At 45.0% G+C, this 15640-nt stretch carries 12 protein-coding genes; 10 read left to right on the top strand and 2 right to left on the bottom strand.

The features are described 5' to 3' along the window. The first annotated feature begins 46 nt into the window (after positions 1-46). From EKQ44_RS18870 to EKQ44_RS18860, 3 genes are read left to right on the top strand one after another with little or no spacing between them, the layout of a single operon-like run. Entirely contained in the window at positions 47-1792 is a 1746-nt protein-coding gene (locus tag EKQ44_RS18870) for an adenine deaminase C-terminal domain-containing protein (protein WP_237665136.1), read from the top strand. Positions 1793-1839: 47 nt separating this feature from the next. Then, on the top strand, positions 1840-2889 hold the full coding sequence (locus EKQ44_RS18865; protein WP_237665102.1) for a DUF3048 domain-containing protein: 1050 nt from the start codon (positions 1840-1842) through the stop codon (positions 2887-2889). A 27-nt stretch (positions 2890-2916) separates the two neighbouring features. Beyond that, positions 2917-3228, top strand: a complete 312-nt coding sequence (locus EKQ44_RS18860) for a YerC/YecD family TrpR-related protein (RefSeq protein ID WP_060664037.1) — start codon at positions 2917-2919, stop codon at positions 3226-3228. A 72-nt stretch (positions 3229-3300) separates the two neighbouring features. Here the strand turns inward: EKQ44_RS18860 and EKQ44_RS18855 are convergent, their stop codons facing one another. Continuing rightward, positions 3301-3462 (bottom strand): hypothetical protein, encoded by a 162-nt coding sequence (locus tag EKQ44_RS18855; RefSeq protein ID WP_237665101.1) that lies wholly within the window; start codon positions 3460-3462, stop codon positions 3301-3303. Between the two features lie 276 nt (positions 3463-3738). Here EKQ44_RS18855 and pcrB point away from each other — a divergent pair, with 276 nt between their 5' ends. The 7 genes from pcrB to EKQ44_RS18820 all read left to right on the top strand — a co-directional run bounded on the left by pcrB (position 3739) and on the right by EKQ44_RS18820 (position 13812). After that, positions 3739-4428 carry a heptaprenylglyceryl phosphate synthase gene (pcrB, locus tag EKQ44_RS18850; protein WP_237665135.1) on the top strand — a complete coding sequence of 230 codons (690 nt, stop codon included), beginning with the start codon at positions 3739-3741 and terminating at the stop codon, positions 4426-4428. A gap of 253 nt (positions 4429-4681) precedes the next feature. Next, entirely contained in the window at positions 4682-6979 is a 2298-nt protein-coding gene (gene pcrA, locus EKQ44_RS18845; RefSeq protein ID WP_237665100.1) for a DNA helicase PcrA, read from the top strand. A gap of 34 nt (positions 6980-7013) precedes the next feature. Next, a complete protein-coding gene (gene ligA / locus EKQ44_RS18840; protein ID WP_237665099.1) occupies positions 7014-9020 on the top strand; it encodes an NAD-dependent DNA ligase LigA in 2007 nt (668 codons plus the stop codon). A gap of 12 nt (positions 9021-9032) precedes the next feature. Then, positions 9033-10178 carry a CamS family sex pheromone protein gene (locus EKQ44_RS18835; protein ID WP_237665098.1) on the top strand — a complete coding sequence of 382 codons (1146 nt, stop codon included), beginning with the start codon at positions 9033-9035 and terminating at the stop codon, positions 10176-10178. A gap of 352 nt (positions 10179-10530) precedes the next feature. Then, on the top strand, positions 10531-12078 hold the full coding sequence (gene pruA / locus EKQ44_RS18830) for an L-glutamate gamma-semialdehyde dehydrogenase (RefSeq protein WP_237665097.1): 1548 nt from the start codon (positions 10531-10533) through the stop codon (positions 12076-12078). Between the two features lie 299 nt (positions 12079-12377). Next, on the top strand, positions 12378-13040 hold the full coding sequence (locus EKQ44_RS18825) for a DUF4397 domain-containing protein (RefSeq protein WP_237665096.1): 663 nt from the start codon (positions 12378-12380) through the stop codon (positions 13038-13040). Between the two features lie 172 nt (positions 13041-13212). After that, complete coding sequence (locus tag EKQ44_RS18820) at positions 13213-13812, top strand: hypothetical protein (RefSeq protein ID WP_237665095.1); 600 nt, start codon at positions 13213-13215, stop codon at positions 13810-13812. Positions 13813-13988: 176 nt separating this feature from the next. Here EKQ44_RS18820 and putP read toward each other — a convergent pair whose 3' ends face one another. Further along, complete coding sequence (gene putP, locus EKQ44_RS18815; RefSeq protein ID WP_237665094.1) at positions 13989-15494, bottom strand: sodium/proline symporter PutP; 1506 nt, start codon at positions 15492-15494, stop codon at positions 13989-13991. Positions 15495-15640 lie beyond the last annotated feature (146 nt).

Below are 15640 nucleotides of genomic sequence, written 5' to 3'. Positions count from 1 at the left end.
ACAAAACCTTAAACTGATACAATCTCACAAAGAGTGGGTGATGAGCATGCATGAACAAGCATATAGATGGAAAAGCAAAAAAATTCGGGAACAGGTTTCGGTGATTGACGGAAAGAAAGCACCGACCATTCTCCTTACCAATGCCACATACCTTAATGTGCAATTGAAGACTTGGATGACAGCGAATATCTGGATCCATGAAGACCGAATCGTCTATGTAGGCGACGAGCTTCCTGCAAACACAAAAAATACGGAAGTAGTCAATTGTGAGTCGTTCTACCTGGTGCCAGGATATATAGAGCCTCATGTACATCCGTTTCAACTTTATAATCCCCTTTCCTTTGCGCAATATGCATCGAAATTGGGAACAACGACATTCGTTAATGATAATTTAATGCTTACTTTGCAGATGACAAAAAAGAAAGCGTTTACTTTTATTGAAAAAATGAATAAATCCGCTGCTACCATGTATTGGTGGTGCCGATTTGATGCCCAGACCGAAATCAAGAATGAGGAGCAGATCTTTTCCAATCCGAATATGAAAAGTTGGTTGGATCATCCTCTCGTGATGCAGGGAGGCGAACTGACAAGCTGGCCGAAGTTGATGGCGGGCGACGACATGATCCTGCAATGGGTCCAAGAGGCAAAAGCACGAAGAAAGCCGGTGGAAGGTCATTTTCCAGGGGCATCGGAAAAGACGTTGATGAAAATGCAGCTGCTTGGTATCCATAGCGATCATGAGGCGATGAATGGAGCGGATGTCATCAAGCGGATCTCCCAAGGCTACCATGCCTCTCTCCGCTATTCATCCATCAGGCCAGACCTTCCATTAATACTGGAAGAGTTAGAGGCTTCTGGTGTCCATTATTATGATCAAACATTTTTCAATACTGATGGTTCGACTCCAAGCTTTTATGAAAGCGGTGTCATCGACCGGACCATCGCGATCGCCCTTGATAAGGGAGTTCCGCCCATCGAAGCATACAGGATGGCTTCCTATAATGCGGCAAGGCACTTCTCGATCGACTCGCTTCACGGGAGCATCGCACCGGGGCGAATAGCCAACATCAATTTCCTGAAGGCTAAGGAGGAGCCGACACCGGTGTCTGTCCTATCCAAAGGGATTTGGGTAACAAAGGAGAATACGGCAAATCCGTCCGCATTCCCGGAACAAGATTGGAATTCCCTAGGGCTTGAGCCGCTTAAACTAGACTGGGAACTTTCCATCGATGACCTGCAATTTTCCATGGCATTAGGGATGGAAATGGTCAACGAAGTCATCATCAAACCATATACTATCTCGGTAGATGTTTCAGGGGACCGTCTATCAACCAGGCATGATGAGTCGTTCCTCATGCTCATCGACCGGGCTGGAAATTGGCGTGTGAATACGATCATCAAAGGCTTCGGCACGCATGTGCAAGGATTTGCGAGTTCGTATTCAAACACAGGCGACATTGTTCTGATCGGAAAGGACAAGGAAGCGATGTTGAAGGCTTTTAAACAGATGAAGGAGCTTGGCGGAGGAATGGTGCTTGTCGAGGACGGGGAAATCATTTGCGATATCCCGCTACCACTTGCAGGAGGCATGTCCAACTGTGACATGGAGGGTCTGATGAAGCAGGAAACGGAACTAAGAAATCAGCTGTTTGCAAGAGGCTATGGCTTCAACGATCCTATCTATACATTACTGTTTTTGTCCTCTACACATCTTCCTTATATTAGAATAACACCTAGAGGAATATACGATGTGATGAATAAAACGGTACTCTTTCCGTCAATAATGCGTTAAAATGTAAAAGTAAATGAATTTGATCAAAGGTTGTGTATTTTAAAAAGATGAGTAGGAACAAGTTAGCCCTGATCGGGACAGTTTTCATGCTTCTATTAGCAGGCTGTCAATCAGGTAATTCCGATGTTGATACAGCAAAAGAGCCGCAGGAAGATAATAAGCAAGTGGTCCAAGAGGAAGAAAAAGTGGCGACAGAGGTTTCTGAACCACTCGAAACCGCTCCACTGACAGGAGAAGCAGTGGAAGAGAAAGTCGAAGCACGTCCTGTTGCCGTCATGGTCAATAACGATGCGAAGGCACGTCCACAATCAGGTCTTCACAAAGCCGATATTGTGTATGAAGTGCTTGCAGAGGGGGATATTACAAGATTTCTGGCCATTTTCCACAGTGAAATGCCCGATACGGTGGGACCTGTAAGAAGTGCAAGGGATTATTTTGTGGATTTGACAAAAGGCTATGATGCCCTTTACGTGTTCCACGGCTGGAGTCCAGCAGCAAGAGAGAAAATAGAGAATAAAGAAGTGGATGGGATCAATGGTTTGGCCTATGATGGGTCGCTTTTCAAACGCGCAAGCTTCCGAAAAGCGCCGCATAACTCCTACATCACCTCTGAAAATATTAAAAAAGGTGCAGATCTGCTGAATTATCCTTTACAAGCAGAGGTCCCTTCCTTTACATTCTTAAAGGAAGGTCAAACCAACGAACTTGATGGAACGGCAGCTGAACAAGTAACAATAGAATACTCATCAAGAAAAACCACACAAGTTGACTATAAATATGATGAAACAAGAAATGCATATGTCCGTTATAGTGCAGGCGAGAAACTTACGGATCTTGAAACGATGGAAGAGATTATCGCCCATAACGTTTTCATTGTGGAAACCCCTCATATCGTGATAGATGACCAGGGCAGAAAAGAAATCGATATTACATCCGGTGGAAACGGGGTGCTGATCCAAAACGGAGTACGCTTTGATGTGGAGTGGAGATCGGTGGATGGAAAAATTCTTCCCTTTGCCAATGACGAACAGGTTCCGCTCGCTCCGGGGAAAACATGGATTCAGGTCGTTCCAGACTTACAAATCGTCTCATACTAGTCTTATTAAGCAAAGGAGAAATCAATCATGCAAATCAATAAACTACGTGGAAAAGAACTCGATCAACTTTTCGAATCCATTCTTTCCTTAAAAGATATGGAAGAATGCTATCGCTTTTTCGATGATCTTTGTACCATCAACGAAATTCAATCTTTGGCACAACGCCTTGAGGTGGCAAGAATGCTGAGAGAAGGTTTCACTTACCATAAGATCGAAACCGAAACAGGTGCAAGTACAGCAACGATCTCCCGTGTGAAGCGCTGCCTGAACTACGGAAATGACGCCTACGAAATGGCGCTTGAGCGTATTGCAGAAGAAAAGAAAACAGAAGAAGTATAAGTGAAAAGGTGGTCCGCTGGAAGTGTAGCGGGCCACCTTTTTCACGAATTATAATAAACTTTCCACAATAAATCACCGATAAAACGTCTCCTGGTTTGATTTTACTTGGTCGACTGTTTTCGTTGATGCTGCAGGGTCGGTTGTTCTCCTTCTTCTTTTTCCGAAATAATCCACAAGCGCACCGAACGCCAATAGAATAGCGAAGCCAATAACAAACCATAGCCACATAGGCATGTTGGACACCTCCTTACCACATCATATTTTGGAACAATCGTGATATGCATCTATCTATGAAAAGGCAACTATTTTCCTAAGTACTCCTCAAGATGTTATTAACTATTTACCCGCTATATAGAAGGAATAACAGTGCAGCTGCAAAATATAACTTTTGGTCTATCGGAAAAGGACGTAACTTCCAGTCGACAATCTCCCTTTCCCTTTTTCGTATTGCCTCAGATTTTGATATAATAAGGGAATGGAAATTTAGAATGGGGGACGTTTGCATTGTTAATGGAAATACGTGAGTGGAAGCACGTTTTTAAATTGGATCCAAACAAAGAGATATCGGACGAAGATTTAGAGCTTGTGTGCGAATCCGGTACAGATGCCATCCTTGTCGGCGGTACGGACGGGGTCACACTTGATAATGTGCTGAGCCTGATGAGCAGGGTGAGAAGGTATTCGTTGCCATGTGCATTGGAGGTTTCCACCATTGAATCGGTCACACCGGGATTCGATTTTTATTTTATCCCAAGTGTGTTGAACAGCAGAAAGACAGAATGGGTCACAGACCTTCACATAGAAGCGCTAAAAGAGTATGGCGACATCATGAACTGGGAGGAGATCGTGGCAGAAGGGTACTGTATCCTCAACGCCGACTGTAAGGCTGCCAAACTGACAGAGGCAAAGACAGAACTTGATAGGGAAGATGTCATCGCCTATGCAAGACTGGCGGAGAAAATGTTTAATCTGCCTATCTTTTACTTAGAATATAGTGGTACGTATGGGGACGTGGAAATGGTCCAGGCGGCCAAACAAACGCTAGAAAAAACACAGCTCTTTTACGGTGGCGGCATCTCCACAGCCGAACGCGCAAAAGAAATGGCAGCCCACGCCGATACCGTCGTCGTCGGAAACGCTGTGTATGATAATCTAAAAGAAGCATTGAAGACAGTGGACGCTGTGAAGAACGAGAGCTAAATTATAGAAAAGTATTCTAGCTGTTGATTGGAGCAAATGGCGTAGACTCCAGCGGGGGAGTAGCGACAATGTTGAGACCCCGCAGGCACAGCCGAGGAGGATCAAGGTCGCCCCGCGGAAAGCGAAGCCATTTGCGGAAATCAACAGCGGTGTCAGCGACAATTACCAAAACTTCTAAAATAAATAGTAATTCAAACAACATTTTAGTATGATAGAAAATAAGAACATATGTTTGTTGGGACGGTGAAAAAATATGCAATATTTAAGTCAAAGGCTTCTTGAGGGACTGAACCCCATGCAAAAAGAAGCAGTGAAAAAAACGGACGGACCTTTACTTATCATGGCCGGAGCGGGAAGTGGAAAAACAAAGGTGCTCACGCATCGAATCGCCTACCTGATGACCGAAAAACAAGTCGCGCCATGGAATATCCTTGCGATCACCTTTACAAACAAAGCGGCCCGTGAAATGAAAGAACGTGTGGAAAAGCTGCTTGGACCTGCTGCAGAAGACATCTGGATCTCCACATTCCACTCCATGTGTGTGCGAATCTTGCGTCGTGACATTGACCGCATCGGAATTAACCGCAATTTTACCATCCTTGATACAACCGATCAGCTGTCTGTCATCAAGAATATTTTAAAAGACCGCAATATTGATCCAAAGAAGTTTGAACCGAGAACCATCCTAGGAACCATCAGTTCTGCAAAAAATGAACTGATGAACCCGGAGCAATACGCAAAACAGCCCCTTGGGCCATACGAGCAGCAGGTAGCGGAAATCTATACAGACTACCAAAAGAGGCTGAAAAAGAACCAGGCGCTTGATTTTGACGATCTGATCATGACGACCATCCATTTGTTCAAGCGTGTGCCGGAAGTGCTGGAGTACTACCAGCGCAAGTTCCAATACATCCACGTGGACGAGTATCAGGACACGAACAGAGCGCAATATACATTGGTTAATCTTTTAGCGGATCGCCTGAAAAACCTTTGTGTGGTAGGGGATTCCGATCAGTCCATCTATCGCTGGCGCGGGGCGGATATCGCGAATATCCTTTCCTTTGAAAAAGACTATCCGAATGCGGAAGTCGTGCTGCTTGAACAGAATTACCGTTCTACCAAACGTATTTTAGAAGCGGCAAACCGTGTGATAGACAACAACATCGGCCGAAAAAAGAAGAACCTATGGACGGAAAATGACGAAGGGCAAAAAATCATCCATTATCAAGCAGATTCCGAAAAATCGGAAGCGCAGTTTGTGGTCGGGAAAATGCGTGAATTGATGCGACAAGACCCAACACGAACACTTGGGGACTTTGCGATTCTCTACCGTACAAACGCCCAATCCCGTGTAATGGAGGAAATGCTCCTCATGTCCAACATCAACTACACGATCGTCGGCGGAACCAAGTTCTACGACAGAAAAGAAATCAAGGACATCCTTGCTTACCTTCGCCTGATTGCCAATCCTGATGACGATATCAGCTTGCAGCGAATCGTTAACGTACCAAAACGCGGTATCGGGGCAACGACCGTTGATAAGATTGCCAATTACGCTACACAGCATGATATCTCCATTTACACTGCTCTTGCAGAAGTGGACCTGATTGGTGTCAGTGGCCGTGCTACTTCCCAATTGAAAGAATTCCGCTCATTGATTGAAGGCTATGTGCAAATGCAAGAGTATATCTCCGTAACGGAACTTGTGGAAGAGGTACTTGAAAAATCGGGCTATCGCGAAATGCTGAAAGCCGATAAAACGATTGAGTCCCAAAGCAGACTGGAAAACATCGATGAGTTCCTTTCTGTTACGAAAAACTTTGAAGAAAAATATGATGACAAGAGCTTGGTTGCATTCCTTACAGACCTTGCGCTTGTTGCGGATATTGATAAATTGGACGAGGAAGATCCAGCACAGCAGGAAGGCGTTATTTTAATGACCCTGCATGCTGCAAAAGGACTGGAATTCCCGGTTGTATTCTTAATTGGAATGGAGGAAGGGGTATTCCCTCATAGCCGTTCGCTGTTTGAAGAAGCGGAGATGGAAGAAGAACGACGCCTTGCTTATGTGGGTATCACGCGTGCCGAAGAGCAACTGTTCATCACAAATGCCCAGATGCGTACCCTGTTTGGTCGCACGAATATCAACCCGCCTTCCCGATTTATAAAAGAGATACCGGAAGAATTGTTGGAAAGTCCAGAGCCAAAAGAAGCAGCATCAAGACCAACGCCATTCGGCGGTGGACGTGGCTCAAGCTTTGGAGGTTCTACTTTTGGAGGAGGAGCAACAGGAAGAGGACGGGCTGCAGCTCCAGCTTCCCAAACCGCACGCCGTACGACAGCACCATCCCGCGGCCTTACCGCAACAGGTGGAGAAAGCCTGGACTGGATGGTAGGGGACAAAGCGGAACATAAAAAATGGGGAGTCGGCACCGTTGTCAGCGTAAAAGGTGACGGCGACAGCAAGGAACTCGACATCGCGTTCCCAAGCCCGACAGGCATCAAACGCCTCCTAGCGAAATTTGCGCCGGTGACGAAGGTTCAACAATAGATGAAAACCGCCAAAAAAGAAAGGACGACATTGCATGGAAAAAGAACAAGCTGAAAAACGGGTTCGCGAGCTGCATGATGTGCTGAACCAATATAACTACGAATATCATGTACTGGACAAACCGTCCGTTTCAGATGCCGAATACGACTCCCTTTTACAGGAGCTGCTGACGCTAGAGAAGGATTATCCCGAGCTGCAAACCTCGGACTCCCCGACCCAGCGTGTGGGAGGAAATATTCTTGAGATGTTCAACAAGGTCGAGCACCGCACCCCGATGCTCAGCCTTGGCAATGCCTTCAACGAGGACGACCTCCGTGATTTCGACCGCCGGGTCAAACAGGCTGTCGGCGATGAGGTAACATATGTGTGCGAACTGAAAATTGACGGTCTTGCCGTGTCCTTGCGCTATGAGGATGGCCTTTTCGTTCTTGGAGCGACCCGTGGGGATGGAACGACAGGTGAGGATATCACCATGAACCTCAAAACGATCAAATCGATCCCGTTGCGTTTAAAAGAGCCGGTGACGATGGAGGTCCGCGGAGAAGCATATATGCCAAAGAACTCTTTTGAAAAGCTCAATGCGGCGAAAATGGAGCGCGAAGAAGAACCATTTGCCAACCCGCGTAACGCGGCGGCAGGATCTTTACGCCAGCTCGATCCAAAAATTGCTGCATCCCGTAACCTGTCCGTGTATGTCTACAGCCTTGCCGACGCCGGTGAGACAGGGGTGGATTCCCACAGTGAGGCCTTGGATTACCTGGATAAACTCGGCTTTAAAACAAATACGGAAAGAAAAATTTGCACTTCCATCGAAGAAGTTTTGGAATATGTCACAGCTTGGCACACAAAACGCCCGGATCTGTCGTATGATATAGACGGTATCGTCATTAAAGTGGACAACACCGAGCATCAGGAACAGCTTGGTTTTACCGCTAAAAGTCCAAGATGGGCTATTGCGTACAAGTTCCCTGCTGAGGAAGTGACCACGAAACTACTTGATATCGAACTAAATATCGGCCGTACAGGTGTTGTCACACCAACTGCCATCCTCGAACCGGTGCGTGTAGCAGGTACGACGGTCCAACGGGCGTCCCTACATAATGAAGACCTCATCCGTGAAAAGGACATCAAGCTTGGAGATACCGTCATCGTCAAAAAGGCAGGGGACATCATCCCGGAAGTGGTGAATGTACTCGTAGAGCAGCGAACTGGCGAAGAGCGAGATTTTGCGATGCCAACACACTGCCCGGAATGTGAAAGCGAGCTTGTCCGCATTGAAGGGGAAGTGGCATTGCGCTGCATCAACCCGAAGTGTCCGGCACAAATTCGAGAGGGATTGATCCATTTCGTATCCCGTAACGCCATGAACATTGATGGTCTTGGCGAAAAGGTGATTGCCCAGCTTTTCCGCGAGAACCTGATCGAGGACGTGGCAGATCTTTATAAATTGACAAAAGAACAGCTTCTGGAGCTGGAGCGGATGGGCGAGAAGTCTGCGGACAACTTGATTTCAGCGATCGAAAAGACGAAGGACAACTCGCTTGAACGCCTTCTGTTCGGTCTTGGAATCCGTCTGGTCGGAGCCAAAGCTGCCAAAACATTGGCGCAGGAATTTGACCATATGGACAGACTTGCAAGCTTGACGAAGGATGAGCTGACTGCCATCCACGAAATCGGCGATAAGATGGCTGACTCCATTGTGACCTATTTTGAACAGCCTGAAGTGTCAGAACTACTTACAGAGCTGAAAGAACTAGGTGTCAACATGGCGTATAAAGGACCAAAACCTGTGAGCGCGGAAGATGTAGATTCCTATTTTGCAGGAAAAACGATCGTCCTGACAGGAAAGCTGGAAGAAATGTCCCGAAATGATGCGAAAGCAGCCATAGAACAGCTTGGCGGAAAAGTGACCGGAAGTGTCAGCAAAAACACCCATCTCGTCATTGCCGGGGAAGAGGCGGGCTCTAAGCTTACGAAAGCGCAGGAGCTTGGGATAGAAGTTTGGAATGAAGCACAAATGCTTAAGGAAATACAATCATAAGAGGTGTTGGAAGTGAAAAGGTTTTTGTCGTTGCTCCTTGTTGTTTCTCTTTTTGCCACCGGATGTGTGCCTGGCTTCGAGAAGCAGGAAGAAGTGGTACAAGATCCAGCGCAGCAAGAAAATACGGAACAAGCCATTGTTCCACGGTATAAAATATCAGATGACTATTACCAAACCATCCTTCCCTATAAGCCCGGGGAAACCCGCGGCCAAATCGCCCCGCGCCTAAACAGCCGGGTCGATGTGGAAGAAATGGAAACCGGATTGATGCGCATGGCCCAGGAGGTATTCCCTTCAGACAGTTATTTGTATCAGGAAGGGCAGTATATTAAGCGCGGGACCATTTCTGAATGGTTGAAGCGTAAGACTGGCGAGGACGGTTTAGGTCTGAACCCGCCATTGGTACGTGGGAAAGATACGGAAGAAACCAATGAAAACAGCCCAATTTACCTTGCTCATATTCAAGAGCAAAATTACCTGATCAGAAAAGGGGAAGATCAGGTGGAACTTGGCGGTGTCTCCATTGGGATCGCGCTTAACTCTGTCCACTATTACAACCTATCAGATTCTGAAGGAGGATATCCTCGAGAGTATACTATCGATGCCGAAGAGTTGGAAGCGGAAGGTAAGAAAATTGCCGAAGAGGTAATCAAAAGGGTCCGCACAATGGAAGGACTGCAAAATGTTCCGATCATCGTCGGATTGTATAAGCAAAGTCCTGCCAATTCCGTAGTGCCTGGTAGCTTCATTGCCAAAGCGAATGTCGCTTCTGGCAATAACACCATCGGAAAATGGGATAGCGTGAATGAGGAATATCACCTTTTCCCACACAGCAAAACAACAGAACTATACCGTGATGACGCGGTACGCTTTGAAAATTTCAAGCTGGATATCGATGATTATTTTCCTAATCATACAGGTGTCATCGGCAAGGGTTATTACAGTGACGGCGAAATTCAGCAGCTTTCCATTGAAGTGAATATGGAATTCAACGGTAAAGCGGAGTTGATCGGATTCACTCAATATGTGACGGGGTTGTTGGTGGAACACTTCCCGAACTATATGAATCTACAAGTATCGATTTCTTCCATAAGTGGTCAAGAAGCGTTGATTGTAAGGGATGCCGGAGCGGAAAAACCGTTTGTTCATATCTACTAATATTTTGTGCCTACTATTCTTTGGAATAGTGGGTTTTTTTGTGTGTGGACGGGGGGATGGAGGGGGGATTGTGACTACTTTTGGGGTTATTGTGACTTTTTCAGGGGTTATTGTGACTTTTTCGCAAGTTATTGCGACATTTCCAAAGGTTATTGTGACTTTTACAGACCTCATTGTAACTTTTGCAAAAAAGCAGTCAAAGACATGCCCCGCCCCACTTCTGACGCGCTATTCCAACGCCTCCAGATTTTTCTTCCTATGAGAATATAAACAATATTTGAAAGACTAGTAATGATAAGGTAGAATGAGAATTGTATGCAAGCGCTTTAGAATGCAAAGGAGGGCGAATGTAATGGTATTACCTTACAAACATGAACCATTTACTGATTTCACTAATGAGGAAAACAAACAAGCTTATCTTGAAGGCTTGAAACTAGTGAACTCTTATTTAGGACAAGATTACGACTTAATTATTGGTGGAGAGCGTGTTACGACGGAAGATAAAATCGTATCCGTGAACCCTTCAAATAAAGAAGAGGTTGTTGGTCGTGTGTCAAAGGCGGATCGTGACTTGGCTGAGAAAGCTATGCAAGTTGCTGACGAAACGTTCAAAACGTGGCGTAAAGTGAAGCCTGAAGTAAGAGCAGACATCTTGTTCCGTGCGGCAGCAATCATTCGCCGTCGTAAGCACGAATTCTCTGCACTTTTAACAAAAGAAGCGGGGAAACCTTGGAATGAAGCGGATGCGGATACAGCGGAAGCAATTGATTTCCTTGAGTACTATGCGCGTCAAATGCTTAAATTGAAAGACGGTATGCCTTTAGAGAGCCGCGTAGGCGAATACAACCGTTATAACTATATTCCACTAGGTGTAGGTGTAATTATCTCCCCTTGGAACTTCCCATTTGCAATCATGGCTGGTACGGCAGTAGCGGCGATTGTAACGGGTAACACAGTACTATTGAAGCCTGCATCCACAACTCCTGTTGTTGCGGCTAAGTTTGTAGAAGTAATGGAAGAGGCTGGCCTGCCTGCTGGCGTACTTAACTTCGTACCAGGTAGCGGTGCAGAAGTTGGGGACTATCTAGTAGACCACCCACGCACTCGTTTCATCTCGTTCACAGGATCTCGTGACGTTGGTCTACGTATCTATGAGCGTGCTTCTAAAGTGAACCCTGGCCAAATCTGGCTGAAGCGTGTCATCGCTGAAATGGGTGGGAAAGATACGATTGTGGTAGACAGCGAGGGCGACCTTGAGTTGGCAGCACAATCCATCGTAAAATCTGCATTCGGTTTCTCCGGTCAAAAATGTTCTGCGTGCTCCCGTGCGGTAATCGTGGAAGATGTGTATGACCAAGTATTGAACCGTGCAGTAGAACTGACAAAAGAATTGACAGTTGGCGACCCAACAGATCAATCCAACTACATGGGACCTGTTATCGACCAAGCTGCATTTGATAAAGTAATGAAATATGTTGGAATTGGAAAAGAAGAAGGACGCATCCTTGCAGGTGGAGAAGGAGACAACTCCAAAGGATTCTTCGTTCAGCCAACAATCGTTGCGGACGTAGATCCAGAAGCTCGCCTGATGAAAGAAGAGATCTTCGGACCGGTTGTAGCATTCGCAAAAGCAAAAGACTACAATCATGCGCTTGAGATTGCAAACAACACAGAATACGGCTTGACTGGAGCGGTTATCACAAACAACCGCGAAAAAATCGAGCAAGCACGTGAAGACTTCCACGTTGGTAACCTTTACTTCAACCGTGGATGCACAGGTGCAATCGTTGGATACCAACCATTCGGCGGATTCAACATGTCTGGAACAGACTCCAAAGCGGGCGGTCCTGACTACCTATTGCTTCACTTACAAGCAAAAACAACTTCTGAAACTTTATAATTTTTATATTAGAAGGAAAGCTGATGCCCATTGGGTGTCAGCTTTTTTTGTATGAGTGGGAGAATGATTGGGTCCGGTTCCAAAATGCTTTTCAGGGGTGTCTGGCATGAACTTGTCCCATTTTGGCACGAACTCGGCTTATTTCCGCATCAACTCGCCCTTCATCAATAAGAGCTCTAACCCAAATATCCTACATCTCCTCAAAAAATAACAATTAATTACTATTATTTTACATATTCTAAGCGAAAAATTTCATACTAACAATGTGTTCAAAAAAAGTAAGGTAAAGGAGACTTAAAATGAAGAAGATCTTAAGCGTTTTAACAGTATTGTTGTTTGTCCTTGGAGGAGCAATCAACTTGGCAGAAGCCAATACAGGAAATAAGGATGAGGCACAAGTCCGCATCCTGCATGCATCCCCTGATGCGCCGGCTGTAGACATCTACGTAGATGGAAATGCCGCGGTGGAGGGTGCGAAGTTCAAAGATGCAACTGACTATCTATTCCTTTCTGCTGGACCGCATAAAGTTGAAGTCTATCCTGCAGGTAAAAAAGACAAGGCAGTGATTGCGCAACAGCTTGAAGTGGAAGGCGGCAAATCTTACACAGTGGCAGCCGTCAATAAACTTGCAAACCTTGAATTGATTGCTGTGGAAGATGAAAGAGAAGCACCAAAAGGTAAAGCATACACGCGCGTTGGTCACCTTTCCCCAGATGCCCCAACAGTGGATGTTGGCGTCATTAAGGGAGATACAGTATTCAGTGACCTTTCTTTTAAAGACATTTCCGTTTATCAGGAGCTTGAGCCAGGAACGTACAACTTGGAGATTAGAACCCCAGATGGAAAGCAGGTTCTGGATCTTTCCGGAACAAAGCTTGATGCTGATACTGTGTATAGTGTGTTTGCGGTAAATACGGCAGATAAGCTGGAAGTATTGGTATTGGTGGATAACAAGAAATAAATGAGTTTAGGAAAAGTCGTTACCCTAGAGGTGGCGGCTTTTTTTATATTGTCGAAATTTTTTAGAGGAATAGCATTCAGCAGAATGAAGAATAGTAGAGACAAAAATCGGTCCTTGGTGGTAAAATTTTCTTGTGATTCAGATGCCTAATGGATGGGGAGAGGGTTTAGCGATGGGAAAGAAAGTTGTATCATTGATGGCAATTCTACTGTTATTATTAACAGGTTGCACCAAGGATTCCGCTACAAGTGAAGAAAAAGTAAGGGCGGAAACTCCAGGTATGGAAGACCTCGAAGCTGTAAAAGAAGAGGTGAAGAAGTTAGAAGAGGAGCTTATTGAGAAGGACAGTGCCATCAAAGAGCTACAAGACAGCGTGGAATCTATGAAAACCTCGCATCTTGACCGGATTGTAGAATTAGAAAACAAAGTCCATATGCAGGAAGTATTGCTTGCCCATTTACCAACTATTGTGCATAAGCAAGGATATATCAAGGAAATCAAAAGGGACGGGACTCAGCTGTTTTTTGTTATTGATTATGCGGCTTGGGAGCAAGATCCAAGTGCGCCAAACGGCGGGAAGCTTGTCAATGAGAAGGAGGAACAGGAGCTCATCGTTGTAAGTGAAAGCATAGCAGCGTATGTTCTTAATGGAGCGGCGGTACCTGTTTACGAGCCCATTGAAGTGTTTGAAGAGAAAAGCCATTCAGGATTATTTAACCTGTATCTGGTGGAAGGTGAGATTGTCTTGATTAGTGAACAATACCTTCCATAGCAGTAGAGAAAACATTTTTCTGATATAGCAATTTTCAAACAAACGTTTAATTAAAAATTCTAAGAGTGATTGCGCCCCAAGGTGTTCAAGCAAAAAAACGGAATTAACTTTTCAAATAACTATATCAAAAAAGAGAACCCGCATAATCTAACGGGTTCTCTTTTATATAAATCATCTTATTCTTTATTCTGTTCCGTTTCCATTGTTTCTTCCATTTCCGTAAAGCCTTCACGTACTTTCTTACGTGGGAAGTTTGTAATATAACTTACAACAATGACGGCAATCGTACTTAGGATGAACCCTGGAATGATTTCATATAAGAATGCAGTTAGTGGTTCGCCGTTAATGGTGAATGGACCATAGATCCATAATAGTACCGTTAACGTACCTACTAGCATCCCTGCAAGTGCGCCCCAACGGTTCATGCGTTTCCAGTATAGACTTAGAATCACAACTGGACCAAATGCTGCACCAAATCCTGCCCATGCGTTACCAACCAGGTTAAGGATGGTGTCGTTAGGTGTCAGGGATAGCGAGATTGCGATAATAGCAACAATTAATACAGAGATACGACCGATAAGGACAAGTTCTTTATCCGATGCTTCACGGCGTAAGAATGTTTTATAGAAATCTTCTGTCAGCGCACTAGATGTAACTAGTAGCTGAGAAGAAATGGTACTCATGATGGCAGCTAGGATTGCTGCAAGTAAGAATCCACTGATTAGTGGGTGGAACAAGAATTGAGAGAAAACAATAAAGATTGTTTCGGAATCAGCCAATTCCATTCCTGTACGGTTCACGTAGGCAATACCTACAAGTCCAGTAGCCATCGCACCGATGATAGAAACGATCATCCAGCTCATTCCGATGCGACGAGCGGCTTTAAAGTCACGGATGGACTTGATTGCCATAAATCGAACAATGATATGAGGCTGTCCAAAATATCCAAGTCCCCATGCAAGCAAGGAAATGATTCCAAGCACTGTCGTCCCTCTAAAAAAATCTAGATAGGTCGGGTCAATGGAACGCACTTCATCAAGTGTCACTCCAACTCCGCCAAGATCAGTAAAGGCGACAATCGGCACTAATACCAAGGCAAGAAGCATGATGACCCCTTGTACAAAGTCAGTTAAACTAACTGCCAAGAATCCTCCAAACAATGTATAAGCTACGACCACACCAGCTGTTACAAATAACCCGGTTCTGTAGTCTAATCCGAATGCACTATCAAAAAGTGTACCACCAGAAACTAAACCAGAGGATGTATAAAGAGTGAAGAATATAATGATAACAATCGCTGATACGAAGCGTAAAATACGGGTTCCATCATAAAAGCGGTTTTCAAAGAAATCTGGGATGGTAATGGAGTCATTCGCAGTTTCCGTATAAATCCTTAAGCGAGGTGCAACGACTAAATAGTTCACATATGCTCCGATTGTAAGCCCGATGGCGATCCACATGCTGGATACACCAGTTGCATACATGGCACCAGGTAGACCCATTAGCATCCAACCACTCATATCAGATGCCCCGGCAGATAGTGCAGTTACTCCAGGTCCTAATTTACGCCCACCAAGCATATAACCTGAAATATCATCAGTAGATGTTTTATAGGCATATAAACCTATACCTAGCATGGCGATAAAATAAAGTGCTAGGGAAATAAATACTCCTGTTTCCACAATATCAACTCCTGAATTATCTTTAATGTTGTTTGTACATCAGCAATTTCGGCGCCCCAAATTGCTCTTATAACGGTTACGAGTATTTAAGCTAACAAAGTATTTCCCTTAATTCAAGCGATTGAAACCTTTTTCAATAGGAAGAA

Origin of the sequence: Sutcliffiella horikoshii, from assembly GCF_021991925.1 — a bacterium.
GTDB lineage: Bacteria > Bacillota > Bacilli > Bacillales > Bacillaceae_I > Sutcliffiella_A > Sutcliffiella_A horikoshii_F.
This window is presented reverse-complemented; position numbering and strand designations above follow the sequence as displayed.

What these genes read in the sequence shown, in the direction of transcription:
- EKQ44_RS18870 (WP_237665136.1), top strand. Translation starts at nt 47, where the DNA reads ATGCATGAACAAGCATATAGATGGAAAAGCAAAAAAATTCGGGAACAG.
- EKQ44_RS18865 (WP_237665102.1), top strand. Translation starts at nt 1,840, where the DNA reads ATGAGTAGGAACAAGTTAGCCCTGATCGGGACAGTTTTCATGCTTCTA.
- EKQ44_RS18860 (WP_060664037.1), top strand. Translation starts at nt 2,917, where the DNA reads ATGCAAATCAATAAACTACGTGGAAAAGAACTCGATCAACTTTTCGAA.
- EKQ44_RS18855 (WP_237665101.1), bottom strand. Translation starts at nt 3,462, where the DNA reads ATGCCTATGTGGCTATGGTTTGTTATTGGCTTCGCTATTCTATTGGCG.
- pcrB (WP_237665135.1), top strand. Translation starts at nt 3,739, where the DNA reads ATGGAAATACGTGAGTGGAAGCACGTTTTTAAATTGGATCCAAACAAA.
- pcrA (WP_237665100.1), top strand. Translation starts at nt 4,682, where the DNA reads ATGCAATATTTAAGTCAAAGGCTTCTTGAGGGACTGAACCCCATGCAA.
- ligA (WP_237665099.1), top strand. Translation starts at nt 7,014, where the DNA reads ATGGAAAAAGAACAAGCTGAAAAACGGGTTCGCGAGCTGCATGATGTG.
- pruA (WP_237665097.1), top strand. Translation starts at nt 10,531, where the DNA reads ATGGTATTACCTTACAAACATGAACCATTTACTGATTTCACTAATGAG.
- EKQ44_RS18825 (WP_237665096.1), top strand. Translation starts at nt 12,378, where the DNA reads ATGAAGAAGATCTTAAGCGTTTTAACAGTATTGTTGTTTGTCCTTGGA.
- EKQ44_RS18820 (WP_237665095.1), top strand. Translation starts at nt 13,213, where the DNA reads ATGGGAAAGAAAGTTGTATCATTGATGGCAATTCTACTGTTATTATTA.